This is a genomic window from Chryseobacterium carnipullorum (assembly GCF_900142785.1).
In the GTDB taxonomy this organism is placed as follows: Bacteria; Bacteroidota; Bacteroidia; order Flavobacteriales; family Weeksellaceae; genus Chryseobacterium; species Chryseobacterium carnipullorum.
Map to the genome: position 1 here is coordinate 183,219 of NZ_FRCD01000007.1, position 14,911 is coordinate 198,129.

General features: G+C 37.6%; 13 protein-coding genes. 2 read left to right on the plus strand and 11 right to left on the minus strand.

All coding sequences use genetic code 11. The annotated features are described in order from the left end of the window. Positions 1-87 precede the first annotated feature (87 nt). Positions 88-1,287, plus strand: a complete 1,200-nt coding sequence (locus BUC06_RS09905; RefSeq protein WP_073333173.1) for a dicarboxylate/amino acid:cation symporter — start codon at positions 88-90, stop codon at positions 1,285-1,287. A 195-nt stretch (positions 1,288-1,482) separates the two neighbouring features. On the opposite strand, the gene BUC06_RS09910 is transcribed toward BUC06_RS09905, so the two are convergent. The 3 genes from BUC06_RS09910 to BUC06_RS09920 form a co-directional block, all read right to left on the minus strand. After that, positions 1,483-1,866 (minus strand): DUF779 domain-containing protein, encoded by a 384-nt coding sequence (locus BUC06_RS09910; RefSeq protein WP_073333175.1) that lies wholly within the window; start codon positions 1,864-1,866, stop codon positions 1,483-1,485. 152 nt (positions 1,867-2,018) lie between these two features. Continuing rightward, the gene (gene adhP, locus BUC06_RS09915) at positions 2,019-3,053 is read right to left on the minus strand and encodes an alcohol dehydrogenase AdhP (RefSeq protein ID WP_073333178.1); all 1,035 of its coding nucleotides are present in this window, start codon (positions 3,051-3,053) and stop codon (positions 2,019-2,021) included. A gap of 327 nt (positions 3,054-3,380) precedes the next feature. Then, positions 3,381-4,910 (minus strand): aldehyde dehydrogenase family protein, encoded by a 1,530-nt coding sequence (locus tag BUC06_RS09920; protein ID WP_073333181.1) that lies wholly within the window; start codon positions 4,908-4,910, stop codon positions 3,381-3,383. A gap of 180 nt (positions 4,911-5,090) precedes the next feature. Here BUC06_RS09920 and BUC06_RS09925 point away from each other — a divergent pair, with 180 nt between their 5' ends. Further along, entirely contained in the window at positions 5,091-6,017 is a 927-nt protein-coding gene (locus BUC06_RS09925; RefSeq protein WP_073333185.1) for an AraC family transcriptional regulator, read from the plus strand. Positions 6,018-6,061: 44 nt separating this feature from the next. Here BUC06_RS09925 and BUC06_RS24105 read toward each other — a convergent pair whose 3' ends face one another. The 8 genes from BUC06_RS24105 to BUC06_RS09970 all read right to left on the minus strand — a co-directional run bounded on the left by BUC06_RS24105 (position 6,062) and on the right by BUC06_RS09970 (position 14,825). Next, positions 6,062-7,096: a hypothetical protein gene (locus BUC06_RS24105; protein WP_228423689.1), complete on the minus strand. Its 1,035-nt coding sequence runs from the start codon at positions 7,094-7,096 to the stop codon at positions 6,062-6,064. 119 nt (positions 7,097-7,215) lie between these two features. Then, positions 7,216-8,544, minus strand: a complete 1,329-nt coding sequence (locus tag BUC06_RS09935) for a hydroxymethylglutaryl-CoA synthase family protein (protein WP_073333187.1) — start codon at positions 8,542-8,544, stop codon at positions 7,216-7,218. A 149-nt stretch (positions 8,545-8,693) separates the two neighbouring features. After that, positions 8,694-11,204 carry a M1 family metallopeptidase gene (locus BUC06_RS09940; protein ID WP_073333190.1) on the minus strand — a complete coding sequence of 837 codons (2,511 nt, stop codon included), beginning with the start codon at positions 11,202-11,204 and terminating at the stop codon, positions 8,694-8,696. Positions 11,205-11,215: 11 nt separating this feature from the next. Continuing rightward, the gene (locus BUC06_RS09945) at positions 11,216-11,446 is read right to left on the minus strand and encodes a hypothetical protein (protein ID WP_073333192.1); all 231 of its coding nucleotides are present in this window, start codon (positions 11,444-11,446) and stop codon (positions 11,216-11,218) included. Position 11,447: 1 nt separating this feature from the next. Then, positions 11,448-12,770: a serine hydrolase domain-containing protein gene (locus tag BUC06_RS09950; RefSeq protein ID WP_073333195.1), complete on the minus strand. Its 1,323-nt coding sequence runs from the start codon at positions 12,768-12,770 to the stop codon at positions 11,448-11,450. Between the two features lie 372 nt (positions 12,771-13,142). Further along, a complete protein-coding gene (locus BUC06_RS09960; protein ID WP_073333200.1) occupies positions 13,143-13,937 on the minus strand; it encodes a thymidylate synthase in 795 nt (264 codons plus the stop codon). Positions 13,938-14,058: 121 nt separating this feature from the next. After that, on the minus strand, positions 14,059-14,193 hold the full coding sequence (locus BUC06_RS09965; RefSeq protein ID WP_083564043.1) for an SDR family oxidoreductase: 135 nt from the start codon (positions 14,191-14,193) through the stop codon (positions 14,059-14,061). A gap of 191 nt (positions 14,194-14,384) precedes the next feature. Further along, complete coding sequence (locus BUC06_RS09970; protein ID WP_073333203.1) at positions 14,385-14,825, minus strand: hypothetical protein; 441 nt, start codon at positions 14,823-14,825, stop codon at positions 14,385-14,387. Positions 14,826-14,911: the final 86 nt, after the last annotated feature.

Genomic DNA, 14,911 nt, shown 5'->3' on the forward strand with positions numbered 1-14,911 from the left:
GATATTTACTCAAATTTATGAAATTTGCGCCTGAAATTTATATAAGAGAATGTTAAAAATAAGCCTATCTTTGATAAAAAGCGTTGAATGAAAGAGGTACTGAAAAACTACTCAGGAATTATACTTTTGCTCTTAGGAATTGCTGTAGGAAGCATTATAGGAGTAACTGCTCCCGGTATTGTAGACTATATTAAACCGTTGGGAGATATCTTCCTGAATCTTCTTTTTGTAAGTGTAGTACCATTGGTATTCTTTGCTGTATCCAATTCTATTGCTTCTCTGGAACAAGGGTCTAAATTTGGGAAAATCATTTTAGTGATGTCCTTTACTTTTCTGTTTTTCATTTTAACGGCAGCCGTTTTTACGATTTGTGCGGTGTATGTATTTCCCGTTTCAGGAGTTTCAGGCAGTTCTGAAATGATAACTGAAGCGGCCAGTGAAGATAGCTGGGGAAACAGGATTGTCAGTTTCTTTACGGTTGGAGAATTTACTCAACTTTTTTCAAGACAGAATATGCTGGCTCTTCTTATTTTCGCTTTTATGACTGGATTTGCAGCCCGTAAAGCCGGAGATAAAGGACAGCCATTCAGGGTTTTTATTGCTTCAGGATATGAGGTGATGAAGGAACTTCTTTTACTGATCATGAAACTGGCACCTATTGGTCTTGGGGCTTATTTTGCCTATCAGGTCGCTACGCTGGGACCTCAGCTTTTTGGTTTCTATGCAAAACCATTAGGGCTTTATTACGTTGCTGGAATTGTATATTTCTTTGTCTTCTTTTCGTTATACGCTTTTATGGCAGACGGGCAAAATGGGATCAGAAGATTCTGGAAAAATGCGGTCTATCCTACCCTAACCGCCCTAAGTACCTGCAGTAGCTTTGCTACCATGCCAGCTAATCTTCAGGCAGCCTCGAAGATCGGTATTCCAAATTCAATTGCCAACCTGGTTATTCCAATTGGAACAACATTGCATAAAAACGGATCTTCCATGTCTTCCATCATCAAAATATATGTGGCTTTTCTTATCATTGGAAAAGATTTCTTTGATCCTGCCAATTTACTGCTGGCTTTAGGAATCACAGTTTTTGTAAGTATTGTTGCGGGTGGGATTCCAAACGGTGGATATATTGGTGAAATGCTGATGATTTCGGTCTATAAATTGCCTCAGGAAGCTATCCCCGCAGTGATGATTATCGGGACACTGGTGGATCCTTTAGCTACAGTTCTGAATACTGTGGGAGATATTGTCGCAGCCATGTTTGTGAACCGGTTTGTGAAGGTATAGAGAGAGGGAGAGAAAAGAATGAAGAACAGGAAACAATATCTATATATCTGAAATTAGATTTAAATTTATAGATACATATGCCTGATCTATTCAATTTTTGAAAGTTTGAGGTATCATTATTTTTCTCATTGAGTAATCAATTGAAAATGTTTTCGATAACAGATTGTTATAAAGTTCCGTTGATGATCAATATTTTTACTCACTCCGTTTTACGGGTTCAAGGTTTTCATATTCTTCTTTAGTGAAGAGTCTGTATTGAACCTTGAATGTTTTACCTAACGGAGTTTCCAATGAAAATCCGCCCGGACCGAAACCATCTGTAACATCCAAAGTAAAATGGGAATATTTCCAGTATTCGAATAAATCGCGGTCTATCCAGAATTCATGACCATTAATCGTTCCTATCATGGCGTCATTCATTCTTGGAAAGAATCCTCCTTTCTCAAAACATTGCGGCTGGGTACCTTCACAGCATCCTCCTGCCTGGTAAAACATCAGGGCACCATATTGATCTTCCAGCTGATAAATAACGTCAAGTGCTTTTTCTGTAGCGGATAATCTTGATATCGTAGTTTCCATTTTTTTCTTTTTATATTTAAAACTTAGACGGGCCAAGTTTGTTTCTTTTAAGGTACGAAGATTTAATTAAAACCATAAGAAATTATTTTATTTGCTTCTTTGAATAAAAAGCCCGGCAAAATAATTCTACCGGGATTTTTAACTCATCATGCTTACATGGAGCCGGCAATATCGAGTACGATTCTGCCATCTATCTGCCCTTTCTTCATTTTATCAAAAACATCATTGATATCTTCCAGTTTTGCAGAGGTCACCGTTGCTTTCACAAGGCCTTCATTGGCGAAGTCCAGTGCTTCCTGAAGATCTTTCCTTGTACCGACAATAGACCCTCTCACGGTTATTCTCTTTAATACAGTTTCAAAAATCGGGAGTTCAAAAGAGCCTGGTGGAAGACCATTCAATGCGATCGTTCCTTTTCTTCTCAGAACATCAATTCCCTGTTTGAAGGCAATCGGGGATACTGCTGTAATGAGCGCGCCATGCATACCACCAACTTCTTTATGCAGATATTGTCCCGGATCGGTAGTTTTTGCATTCACAACCAGATCGGCTCCCAGTTTTTTTGCTAATTCCAGTTTGTCATCTGATACATCAATGGCTGCTACATGCATTCCCATTGCTTTTGCATATTGTACCGCTACATGCCCCAATCCGCCAATTCCTGAAATAGCTACCCATTCTCCTGGTTTCGTTTCTGTTTCTTTCAATCCTTTATACACTGTCACTCCTGCACACAAAATAGGGGCAATTTCTAAAAAGTTGACATCCGATTTTAAATGTCCTACATATCTTGAATCTGCAATCACATATTCCGCAAAAGCCCCATCTACACTATAACCTCCATTTTTCTGAGCTTCACACAGTGTTTCCCATCCTGTAATGCAATAATCACAGCACCCGCAGGCACTATACAACCATGGAACTCCCACTGCATCGCCTTCTTTTACATATGCTTCAGGTCCGCAGGCTACTACGATTCCTACTCCTTCATGTCCGGGAATTAAAGGCATTTTTGGTTTTGCCGGCCAATCGCCATCGATCGCATGTAAGTCTGTGTGGCAAACTCCACAGGCGATTACTTTTACCAGCACTTCATATCTTCCGGGCTCTCTTACCGGAACTTCTTCTATTTTTAGCGGTTGCCCGTAGCCCTGAACTACTGCGGCTTTCATTATTTTTGGAATCATATTATTTGAGTTTAGTTTTTGGTTGATATTGGTTGTTAAAAGTGAGTTGTCAATTGTGAATCTTAATCGTTGGTCATTCACTATTGAATTGCGGAGCAAAATTGACTTTTCACATTGAAAATTGTTTCCTTAACGATAATATAATTCCTTCTTACCCAAATATTTCAGATAAGGACATCTATTTTTCGCGTGAGGGATGGAAAGGGCGGCGAGGAACGAGCCGGTGCGGAATGAAATGGAGCACCGAAACGAAGTGAAGCCCTGGAAAAGCCCGACCGTTTTGCCCCGGCAGAGCGGGGCAAACGGGCACGCCCTAATATTTAAAAATTAAAAGAAACCTAATTTGTTTTTGTTGTAGGAGATCAGCATATTTTTAGTCTGACGGTAGTGATCAAGCATCATTTTATGATTTTCTCTACCGATTCCAGACTGCTTATACCCTCCGAAAGGTGCTCCTGCCGGATAAGAGTGATATTGGTTCACCCAAACTCTTCCTGCCTGAATCTGGCGCGGAACATTGTAAAGCTGGTGTGCATCTCTTGTCCAAACCCCTGCACCAAGTCCATAGATTGTGTCGTTGGCAATTTTTATTCCCTCTTCTTCGTCTTTGAAAGTCGTAAATGCCAATACCGGCCCGAAGATCTCTTCCTGGAAAATTCTCATTCTGTTGTTTCCTTTGAAAATAGTCGGCTGAATATAGAATCCGTCCTCTAAGTTTTCTCCTACATTGTTTACCTCTCCTCCTACCAGAACTTCAGCACCTTCTTCTTTTCCCAGCTGAATGTAGGAAAGGATTTTGTCTTTCTGGATCTGAGAAGCCTGAGCTCCCATCATAACGGTTTTATCCAGCGGATTTCCTACTTTGATGGCTTTCACTCTTTCAATCACTTTTGCAATGAATGCATCGGCAATATCTTCCTGAACCAGCAATCTTGAAGGACATGTACAGATTTCTCCCTGGTTAAGGGCGAAAAGAACAGCTCCTTCAATGGCTTTATCAAGGAACTCATCGTCTGCATCCATTACTGAACTGAAGAAAACATTTGGAGATTTTCCTCCTAACTCAAGTGTTACCGGGATAATATTTTCTGTGGCGTATTGCATCACAAGACGTCCTGTAGCGGTAGAACCTGTAAAAGCTGCTTTTGCTACTTTTGGGTTGGTAACCAAAGCTCTTCCCAGCTCTGCTCCGAAACCGTTCACAATATTAATAACTCCTGCAGGCAAAAGATCACCGATAATTTCCATTAAAACCAGAATAGAAACCGGAGTGCTTTCTGCAGGTTTCAACACGACACAGTTCCCTGCTGCCAGTGCCGGAGCCAGCTTCCATACGGCCATCAATATCGGGAAGTTCCAGGGAATGATCTGGGCAATGACTCCCAGAGGCTCATGAACAATCAGAGATACGGTATCTTTATCCAGTTCATTGTGAGAACCTTCGTCTGCACGGATCACGGAAGCAAAGTATCTGAAATGGTCTATGGCAAGAGGTAAGTCAGCCGCTAAAGTTTCTCTTACTGCTTTTCCGTTGTCGATAGTTTCAACAATAGCAAGGTATTCCAGATTCTGCTCGATTCTGTCTGCAATTTTGTTCAGGATAATACTTCTTTCAGTAGATGAAGTATTTTTCCAGGTTTGAAATGCTTTTTCTGCAGCATTGACTGCCAACTCCAAATCTTCCTTGGATGAGTGGGCTACCTGAGTAAAATTTTTACCGTTAACAGGTGAAACTACATTAAAGTACTGCCCGTTAACTGGAGGCGTAAATTTACCGTCAATGTAATTATCATATTTGTTTTTGAATTCAGGCCACTGAAACGCAGTGTCTGATTTTGGTTCTGTAATCGTGCTCATATTAATATAATTTTATTTTTTTCGTAATGCCAAGTTACATTTTGAAATGAAAAAGTAATAGCACAATCGTACAAAAAAACATTAAAATAGTATAGATGTTCAATTTTATAATTTTATTAACAACAGTGTAGGTCTAAAATTTATATATTTGAGTTATTGGGTTTTACAAAATGTTTAGAAATGAATAACAATAATAAATTTTTATTAAATACTCCTGAATTAAAAAAGGAGAGCCAATTATTGAATCTTGTTGAGAACCAGACAAAATTCAGTCTAAACAACTGTGAATTTAATATTTATGAAACCCATCAAGCTGCTTTCGGCGTAAAACTTCACTTTGAAAATATTGCTTTTACGTCTATGCTGAGAGGAAAAAAGCATATGAAGCTGGATAATAAAACGAATTATTTTGATTATTTCCCGGGTGAAAGTATTTTGGTAGCACCGGGAGAAACAATGGTGATAGACTTTCCTGAAGCAGATGAGGCGCCAACCCAATGTATTTCTTTAAGCCTTAATCCGGATTTTATAGAGGATTCTCTTAATTACTTAAACTATACTCTTCCTAAAGTGGATGACTCCTCACAATGGAATATCCAGCTGGATGAGTTTTTTCTTTTTAATAACAAGTCTCTGGCCTCAGCAACCAACAACATTATGAGAATTGCAATGGATGATAATTCCCAAAAGGATATCATGGCAGATTTTGCACTGAAAGAACTGTTGATCAGACTTATGCAAACCCAGGCAAGAAGTATGGTGGAAAAAAATATCGCTAAAAATAAATCAAGAATAGGATTCGCGGTAGACTACATCAGAAAAAATCTTCACCAAAAGCTCTCGATTGATAGTATTGCTAAACTGGCTTATGTAAGTAAGTCGAATTTCTTTAAAATGTTCAAAGACGAGCTAGGAACTTCTCCGAACGATTTTATCCTGCAGGAAAGAATCAACAGGGCAAAGGAATTATTAGCGGGCCAAAACAGCATTAAGGAAACAGCTTACCAGACCGGTTTTTCGGATACTAATTATTTTACCCGAGTATTTAAGCAGTTGGTAGGAGTTACCCCTAAGAGTTATCAAAACAAAACAGTGTTTTTTAAATAAACTAAAAAGAGCAGATTCTTCTGCTCTTTTTAGTTATAAACCAATTATTTTTTTTTTGAAACAATCTGCTCTAACTGCTTCTCCAGTTTATTAATCTTTTCGGACTGAGACTTTAAAGTCTTATTTTCTTCCTGAAGTTTTTTGATTTGCTTGTTCTGCTCTATGGAGTAAAGAGTAAGTTCTTCTATCTTTTGTAAAAGTTTGATCTGAAATTCGCCAATATTCACCCCATCTTTCTCCATTACTTTTGCAGAAGCAATTTCCGGCAAATGTTTCTTTTCTTTAATGTGCTTTTCAACATCTTCTAACTTTGGAAGATTGTATTCATTTTCAAACACAAAATCAGCAGTTGGCGTAAGAGTTACTTTTACTTCTTTTGCTTCAAATTTCCCATTTAATAATGCATTTCCATTATCTCCATTTATTACAAATGCTTTACTCCAATCCCAATCATTATTCGCTACATTTTTTGGAGCAAGATGCATTAATTTTCCACCACCATCAGGAGTATGAAAAATCCAGGAATTTGTTCCACCGCTTATAATATCCTGAAATTGAGCATCCCCAACAACATCCAATTTATATTTAGGAGTATTGGTTCCAATTCCCACATTACCGTTAGGAATAAATCTTACTTTTTCTTCGCCATTAAATCTGAATCCTAGTCCGATAATATTATCTGAATCTCCTCTAATAATACCCATATCTGCATGATTATTATACCATGTAAACATAAGGGAAGAAACCAATGTATTAATAGGATTTTGCGCGGCAAAAGGCTGAAAGAATCTAATCGCTTTTTCTTCGTTTCCAAAATTAACATCGAACTTAGTCTTAGGAGTTGAAGTGCCAATTCCAACATTCCCAATTTCTGTTAATTGAAAACCGACTCCAGTAGATGTACGAAGCCTTACCCCACCATACCAATTAATATCCAACCCATCTGAACCTGATACAGGATAATGACCCAAATAAAAATTTATAGGATCGCCATTACCATATAATTTGTTGAATGGGATATCTTGAGAAAATAGTAGTTCACAAATAACCAGACCTAGAACTGATAATGCTTTTTTCATAAAGTTTGTGTTTAAAATTATTGATCACTCCTATCAAACTAAAACAGCTCAATAAAAGTTGGCAAATTTAAATATTTTTTCAAGAATATCAGAATAATTTATCAGTATATATAATTTTTTTAATCCTGGTAATGATAATATCTTGCTCCTTTCAATACAGGATTTTCTGATTCTACAGATTTCAACCCAAAGCCTTTATAGCTTGTATTGACCGATCTTTTAAGTTGTTTCTGATGCAACTTTTCATAGGTTTCAAAATCAATGGCTATTCTGTTTTTTAAGTTTTCAAACAAATTCCATTTTGAAACAACGGTTCTCCAGTTTTTGGATATTTTGCCGGCAAAGACTTTAGATTTAGAACCACTTCCATATCCTAAGAATCCTACCTGAGCACCCGCCAGTTCTTCTCTCTCATTATAAGAAACCTGAAGAGCAGACAATAGCGCCATAAAAATAGAAGCAGTATACATATTTCCTATTTCTGAAGATGCTCTCTGTGATCTCTCAATTTTTTTACTGATGAAATTAAGATATCCTTCAGATTTGGCAACCGCTTTCTGTTCATCGGGAGTTTCGTAAGAAAGCCCGTTTTCAAGGCTGTAGATCTCGGTAAAAACTCTTTTGCCATGAAACGCATAGGGAAGATGGAAGATAAGATACCGCCATGCTTCATAGGGTTTATCTTCTCCCGTAATTTCTTTGTAATGCTGATAGGCTTCCCTGATCCTGTCCTGATAACATTGGTTTGAATACTGTCCGTCAAAAACCGGCTCATCCGTAAATACTTCTATGGTATCAGGGAAATTCTCCGGCGCTGTAGTTAAATCTTCTTTGTCATATACTCTTCTTGGTTTGAAAAAGTCAAAAACACTTTCTGTAGCTACGCCCCAATTATTTTCGATTTCAAGAAGGTCCGGTTTTGATGAGATCATAAGTGCCACAGCACCTCCGCCCTGAGTATATTCACCTGAAGAAGCGAGTTCGTATTTAGCATAATCACTGGCAATAACGACTGCTTTTTTGTCTGGATTTACTCTTACAAAATCAAGAGAATTATGTAAAGCATCCACTGCTCCAATGCAGGCAAAGGTCATATCTACCACATCACAGTTTCTGAAACATCTTTCGCCAAACTCTTTTTCCAGCACTTTCTCTACCATCTGCATGGCATAGGACGCGGTAGGTTTTGCCGCATCCAGGGCGCTTTCTGTTCCTAAATAAATCCTTGCTATCTCTTTCGGATTGATTTCATAATCTCTGATCATCTTCAATAAAGCTTCGGCTGCCAGTGTAGCCGCATCTTCATGAACATCGGGAAATCCCATTTTATGCAGTCCCAATCCTTTTTCCAGTTTTGCAGATTCAATTCCTCTTTTCTCCGCCAGGTCTTTGATTTCTAAATACAAAGACGGCACATAATAGCCCGCAGCCTCAATTCCAAAAGTCATTTTATTCTAAATTTTTATACGAATTTATAAAATGATGTTTGAATATACCCTCATTTCTCAGGCATAATTTGTCTTTTAAATACAAAAATCATAAAAAAACCGCTGTTCGATACAGCGGTTTTATATTCTTATCAATTTTAATGACCTTTTTACTTAAAATCTTCAATGGTTTTGTTGATGGCATCAATCTGTTTGTTGATACTGGCCGCATTCTGAGGATTTTGTCTCAAGAGCTCCATTTTCTTATTTAAGCCGTCTTTAAGCATCTGGGAAATCATCATTTTTACCTGAGGATTATCTCCCATCTGTCCTTTTGCATTACTGATTATTTTTGTAATGTTTTCCGTAGCTTTGAGATTGTCCGAGCTCATGATCCAGTTATAGCCTTCTTCCGCAGACTTACCTAATTCCGGGTTCTGGAATTTAATGAAGGGATAAAATGCGACAAGCGGCGTGATATTAGACATTTGTGAAGTCACTTTATTCTTGACAATTACCGGAAGAAGCTGGCTCAGCAATTCTTCTGAAGCGCCTTCAAGATCTATTTTATCTGCGAGTGCATTGGCTTTTGACGGATCTACTGTTAAAACAGCATTTAATGAAGTCCCTTTTACAGCATTGGAAACAGCATTAACGCCTTTTTCAAACATCGGCAGGTATTTCTTATCCTTAGTTTTAGTTAATGCAGCAATCGCAGCCGCCTGAACCAGTGTTTTAGGATCATTGGACGCCAGTTTCTCTACATCAGCACCTAAAGCTTTCATTTGTTCAGGATTCGAAAGATCTATTAACTGAAGAGCTTTGATTCGGGTTCTGAAGTAAGGATCTTTAAGGGCTGCAGCTAACAATTTTGTAGCAGCAGGATTTTTTCCTACCTGATCTTTTATCGCTGTTAAAGCTTTATATCTGCTTTTAAATTCCTTAGAATTCGTAAACTGCATCAAGTTTTGCTCCGGAGTTTTCGTATCAGTAATATCTGCCAGCAAAATTCCGTCTGCATTGATATTGATCAGGTCAGGATTTTTAGAAACATCAAAATTGAATGTGTTTTTAGCTTCTGCGTTGACCCAAACATTATATCTTTTCGGCTTTCCGTTGTCGTATACATCTATTGCAAGAGGAAATTCAAACATCTGCTCCTGAGTTTGATTGAGGGTTAATGTCACCTGCTTTTTCACAGGCTCAAAAGTAAATGAATAATTCAGTTTTGGATTTCCGCTTCCGAAATACCATTGGTTGAAGAACCAGTTCAGGTCTTTTCCGGAAACTTTTTCAAAAGATAATCTTAGCTGATGCGCTTCTGCATTCTGATATTCATTGGTTTTCAGGTAATCATTCATTCCGGCAAAGAAAGCATCATCTCCCAGATAGTTTCTCAACATATGAAGGATTCCTCCTCCTTTTTGATAGGTTACCAGATCAAAAACATCTTCACGGGAATCGTAATTGAATCTTACGAGATTTTTCTTGAAGTCAGTCGGGTTATGGATATACATGTTCACATCCGACATCTGGTGGTAATCTGCCTGATCTTTTCCGTATTTATATTCGTTCCAAAGGTATTCGGAGTAATTGGCAAAAGATTCGTTCACGGTAAGGTTACTCCAGCTTTCTGCTGTTACCAGGTCTCCAAACCAGTGGTGGAAGAGTTCATGGGCAATGGTATCTTCCCATTTGTTCTCATCGATAAGCTGTCCCGGTTTCTGAAGGATATCACTTCCATGAAGGGTTGCCGTCGTGTTTTCCATGGCACCGCTTACATAATCTCTTCCTGAGATCTGTGCATATTTTGCCCACGGATAATCATAGCCTATTTTTTTTGAGAAAAACTCGATCATTTCGGGAGTGTTTCCGTAGATCTGTTTTGCATAAGGTTCGTATTCTTTTTCGATATAATAATCTACCGGAATATTTTTCCATTTGTCTTTAACGATGGCATATTCACCGACTCCCATAAAGAAAAGGTAGGTAGCATGTCTTTTATCCATTACCCAGTGGTCTGTTCTCAAGTTGTTGCCTTCTTTCTGGGAATCTTTTAAAATTCCGTTGGAAAGGGTGACATACTTCTCAGGAACCGTCATATAAATCTCCTGGGTGGTCTTCTGATTCGGTTTATCGATGGTTGGGAACCATGCGGAAGAAGATTCTGTTTCGCCTTGTGTCCAGATCTGTGTTGGCATATCCGGATTTTTACCCTGTGCATTGATGAAATAAAGTCCTTTGGCATCATTAATGGCCATACTTCCTTTCTGTTTTACCTCATTAGGACGTGCTGTATATTTGATATAGACCGTATATTCCTGATTTTTCTGATAGGTTTTATCAAGATTTATCTTTAGAATTTCATCTTTATATTCATATTTCAGAGGTGATCTTTTTCCGTTGTTATCAAGTGCTACTTCATGAATCAGCATTCCTTTTGCATCCAGCGTCAACTCATTGGTAGGATAGAAATAGGGAGAGGCTGTCAGCCATTCTTCTCCGCCCATCTGTTCTTTCTGATAATCGAAATTGACTTTAAGCTTGGTATGTTTAAGCTCCGTCACTTTGGTGTGGGTAGCTCTGTACACCTTTTCTCTTCCTGAAGTTTCGGTTTGTGCTGATACGTTTGCGGAAAAGAAGATTCCCAGTATAGCAATCGATAAAATCGCCTTTTTCATCTGTTACTTTATTATTTTTTAGAATTATTTTTTGTTATGATATCAAAAATATCGTTAACCAAAGTTTCGTAGTCGCCCTTTTTGAGCTGCTCTTTGGTTTTGGCAAAAGCTTTTTTAAGTTCACTTTCGGGATTTTCATCATCAATGATTTCGGCTGAAGCAACTCCTTTTAACTGAAGAACTGCATTTTGTAGTGCTTCAAGGTCTGCATTTTGCTCTGTATTAATTTTTAAATATTTCATTTTATTGTTTCTTAAAGGTAAAATTATTGGCACCCTGCGAAAAATCCATTGTCGCTTTTGCGGTATTGAATTTCATTTTAATTCCTGCCATTTCAAACTTAAATTCATTTTCAGAGACTGCCTGAAGAGGAAATTTACCTTGCCCTGTAGCTTGTCCCATCAGTTTTCCGTTTTCCGAAAATATTTTTATATCCAAAGGAAAGCCTTCTGCCTTATATAATCCTTCATATTTTTTAAGGAGTTCTTCTGAAACAGAAATTTCCTTAAAATTAGGCATTTTAAAATCTTTACCAAGGACTGTCTGTATCATTTTAATTGAAATATCATTATTATCGTAGTCGGACTGGTTGGTAACAAAGCTTACTGCTACTTTCAGTTCGGGAAAATAATACAGTACTGACCGGAAATTATCAATTCCTCCTGTATGTCCATATCCTGAATATTGCTCAAACGGCACTTTGGCAATTCCGTAGCCGTAGTTATCTACAAAGCCTTTCATCTGCTCAAGACTGTTTTTGCTAATTAATTTCCCATTTTCCAGACCCATGATCAATTTGATAAGTTCGGTAGGGGTAGAAATAATATTCCCTGCGCCAACCGGAATGCTCATATCCGTTTCCTGCGAAAGTTGATAGTTTCCATTGGTATATTGGTAGGAAAGCGCCTGATTTTTGGATGGATCAATTTTCCCGCCCACTTCAGTCAGTGTTAATTTTAAAGGGCGTGCAATTTTATCTTTAATCAGCCTGGTATAACTTTTTTCGTAAACTTTTTCTAAAATAAATCCCAGAATTATATAGTTTGAATTGCTGTATACATATTTTGTTCCCGGAGAAAAATCACTTTTATATTTTTTGATGATAGAGAGCAAGGATTCTTCTGTCTGCGGTTTTGTATTGTAGGTCCAGTATTCTTCTTCATTGGTGAGATTATGAATTCCGCTTCGATGCTGTAAAAGATTTCCGATGGTTATCTTATCCGCATATTCTATTTCGGGATAGAACAGTGATAGTTTTGTACTAAGTGAAAGTTTCTTGTCTTCGACAGCCTTCATGATAAGTACTGCGGTAAATATTTTGGAAATAGAACCTATGCGATATTGGGTATTGATATTAGCCTTCTGCTGTTTTGCAGCATCGGAAAATCCGGTTGTCTTCAGAAAAGCAGGCCGATCGTTCTCTGCAATAGCAAAACTTCCCATTACTTTATGATGAACAGAAAGTGAATCTAGATAATCCATTAATTTCTGTTTGCTGGCATTTTGAGAAAATACCAGGCAGGAAACACTTGTCGCTGCAATGAAAAACATTTTTTTCAGAATCATATTGTCTATTTTACAATCAGTAGTAAAATAAGAGATTCTGTTACATAATGTATTATGAGAATATTAGTTGTAATCTTTGGAAGTAATCCTGCTCTGAAGCTTTGGTATATAATTTTTGAAAGTTTTTAAAATTAGCGGGCGTTCCTATTGCTCCTTTTCCTCGCTGGTCCGTCTCATAGACATTTAAAGAGGAAATATCTTTTACTATTTTTCTGAGATGCTGAGACACATTTAAAGCATTAAAAACAGCATCTTTAGTACAATCAAAGTCTTCAACCAACAGATCTGATAGGACTGGTTCTTTTTCTTCCTTTTTATGACAACTAAAAAGAAAAACAATAAAAACGGCGCCAAAAATCCCCGAAAGTTTCATCAGATCGCTACCGGAGCCTTGATTCCCGGATGCGGATCATAATTTTCAAGGGTAAAATCTTCAAAAGTAAAGCTGAAGATATCTTTGATGTCTGGATTCAGTTTCATTACCGGAAGCGGTCTTGGCTCTCTGGAAAGCTGTCTGTTCACCTGCTCAAAATGGTTGTTGTAAATATGAACATCTCCGAAGCTGTGGACATAATCTCCAACTTCAAGATCGCATACCTGTGCTACCATCATGAGTAATAACGCATAACTAGCGATATTGAAAGGTACGCCCAAAAACACATCAGCACTTCTCTGATACAACTGCAGTGAAAGTTTTCCATCTGCTACATAAAACTGGAATAGTGCGTGGCATGGTGCCAGTGCCATATTAGGAATTTCAGCAGCATTCCATGCAGAAACGATCAGTCTTCTGGAATCAGGGTTTTTCTTGATCTGATCAATTACTTCTGTGATCTGATCCACCACTTTTCCGTCAGCTCCCTGCCAGCTTCTCCACTGTGCACCATAAACGGGACCTAGATCACCATTTTCGTTTGCCCATTCATCCCAGATGCTTACGCCATTATCATTCAGATATTTGACATTGGTATCGCCTTTCAAAAACCAAAGCAATTCATAGATAATGGATTTCAAATGTACTTTTTTAGTGGTCACCATAGGAAAACCTTTTGACAGATCATACCTCAGCTGGTACCCGAAAACACTTCTGGTTCCGGTTCCGGTTCTGTCGGTTTTATCTGTTCCATTGTCAAGAATATGCTGTAAAAGGTCTAGGTAGTTCTGCATTTTTAAAAGCGGTTTTGATGGTTCAAATTTAGAAAAAACTAAGCGATTTTGAGTTATCATAGATCATAAAAAAGCACTTACTTTTATGAATGCCTTGTATGTCACCGATGCTGATTTTCTATTAAACAGCTGTATATCCGCCGTCTATAAGATAATAGACTGCTGTAATAAATGAGGATTTATCTGAGCTTAGGAATAAAAACAGTTCTGTAACTTCCCGGGCGGTCCCGAGACGACGTATGGGATGTGTACCCATCAAAAAAACTTTATTATTAAAAATTTCAACAATAAAGTTTTTTTTAATTTTACAACAATAATACCTAATTATTTAAAAATTAAACAAATCATAATTAAAAAACAATAAAGCAGTACATCCTGGCTGATTTTATTAAATATTTATTATGAAAATAGAAACCTAATTATAATTAAAGAGATCAGATGATACGGTTATTCTATGCTTTGGATCGTTTGAGATATTGTATTGACTGAAAACATTTCACCTGCTTTCTTGCCAGACATCGCTTTTACCAGTGGAGATTCTGCAGAGATAGCCATAAGCTTTTGATTTTCATACACAATTTCTCCTACAGAGGCTGCAATATAAAAGAAACCCTTATCGGTTTTAACGAGAGCGCCATTCTGTACTTTATCCATAGGTTCAGCAGATATTTTCTGAATAACGGAAAGTTGGTTCAACGATTCGTTAAGCTGTCTCTGAAGATTATTGATCTCCTGCTGAAGCATTTCACGCCCGGTTTCATATTTATCCCCCATTGAACTTTTAGTATCATTACTGGAAGCACGGGTTTCTGCGATCAGGTTTTCAAAATTGCGGATTTTATCTGTGATTTTTGTTTTTATGATGTTTAATAATTCCTGTTTATTCATGTCTTCCTGTTTTTCTTATCCAATGATTTTTCATCTTCATTCTCATAACGGCTGTTTCCCGATGCATGAAAAATGCACATATAAAG

Excerpts from the sequence above, each read along its gene's own strand:
- BUC06_RS09905 (WP_073333173.1), top strand. The coding sequence starts at position 88 with ATGAAAGAGGTACTGAAAAACTACTCAGGAATTATACTTTTGCTCTTA.
- BUC06_RS09910 (WP_073333175.1), bottom strand. The coding sequence starts at position 1,866 with ATGGAAACTACGATATCAAGATTATCCGCTACAGAAAAAGCACTTGAC.
- adhP (WP_073333178.1), bottom strand. The coding sequence starts at position 3,053 with ATGATTCCAAAAATAATGAAAGCCGCAGTAGTTCAGGGCTACGGGCAA.
- BUC06_RS09920 (WP_073333181.1), bottom strand. The coding sequence starts at position 4,910 with ATGAGCACGATTACAGAACCAAAATCAGACACTGCGTTTCAGTGGCCT.
- BUC06_RS09925 (WP_073333185.1), top strand. The coding sequence starts at position 5,091 with ATGAATAACAATAATAAATTTTTATTAAATACTCCTGAATTAAAAAAG.
- BUC06_RS24105 (WP_228423689.1), bottom strand. The coding sequence starts at position 7,096 with ATGAAAAAAGCATTATCAGTTCTAGGTCTGGTTATTTGTGAACTACTA.
- BUC06_RS09935 (WP_073333187.1), bottom strand. The coding sequence starts at position 8,544 with ATGACTTTTGGAATTGAGGCTGCGGGCTATTATGTGCCGTCTTTGTAT.
- BUC06_RS09940 (WP_073333190.1), bottom strand. The coding sequence starts at position 11,204 with ATGAAAAAGGCGATTTTATCGATTGCTATACTGGGAATCTTCTTTTCC.
- BUC06_RS09945 (WP_073333192.1), bottom strand. The coding sequence starts at position 11,446 with ATGAAATATTTAAAAATTAATACAGAGCAAAATGCAGACCTTGAAGCA.
- BUC06_RS09950 (WP_073333195.1), bottom strand. The coding sequence starts at position 12,770 with ATGATTCTGAAAAAAATGTTTTTCATTGCAGCGACAAGTGTTTCCTGC.
- BUC06_RS09960 (WP_073333200.1), bottom strand. The coding sequence starts at position 13,937 with ATGCAGAACTACCTAGACCTTTTACAGCATATTCTTGACAATGGAACA.
- BUC06_RS09965 (WP_083564043.1), bottom strand. The coding sequence starts at position 14,193 with ATGGGTACACATCCCATACGTCGTCTCGGGACCGCCCGGGAAGTTACA.
- BUC06_RS09970 (WP_073333203.1), bottom strand. The coding sequence starts at position 14,825 with ATGAATAAACAGGAATTATTAAACATCATAAAAACAAAAATCACAGAT.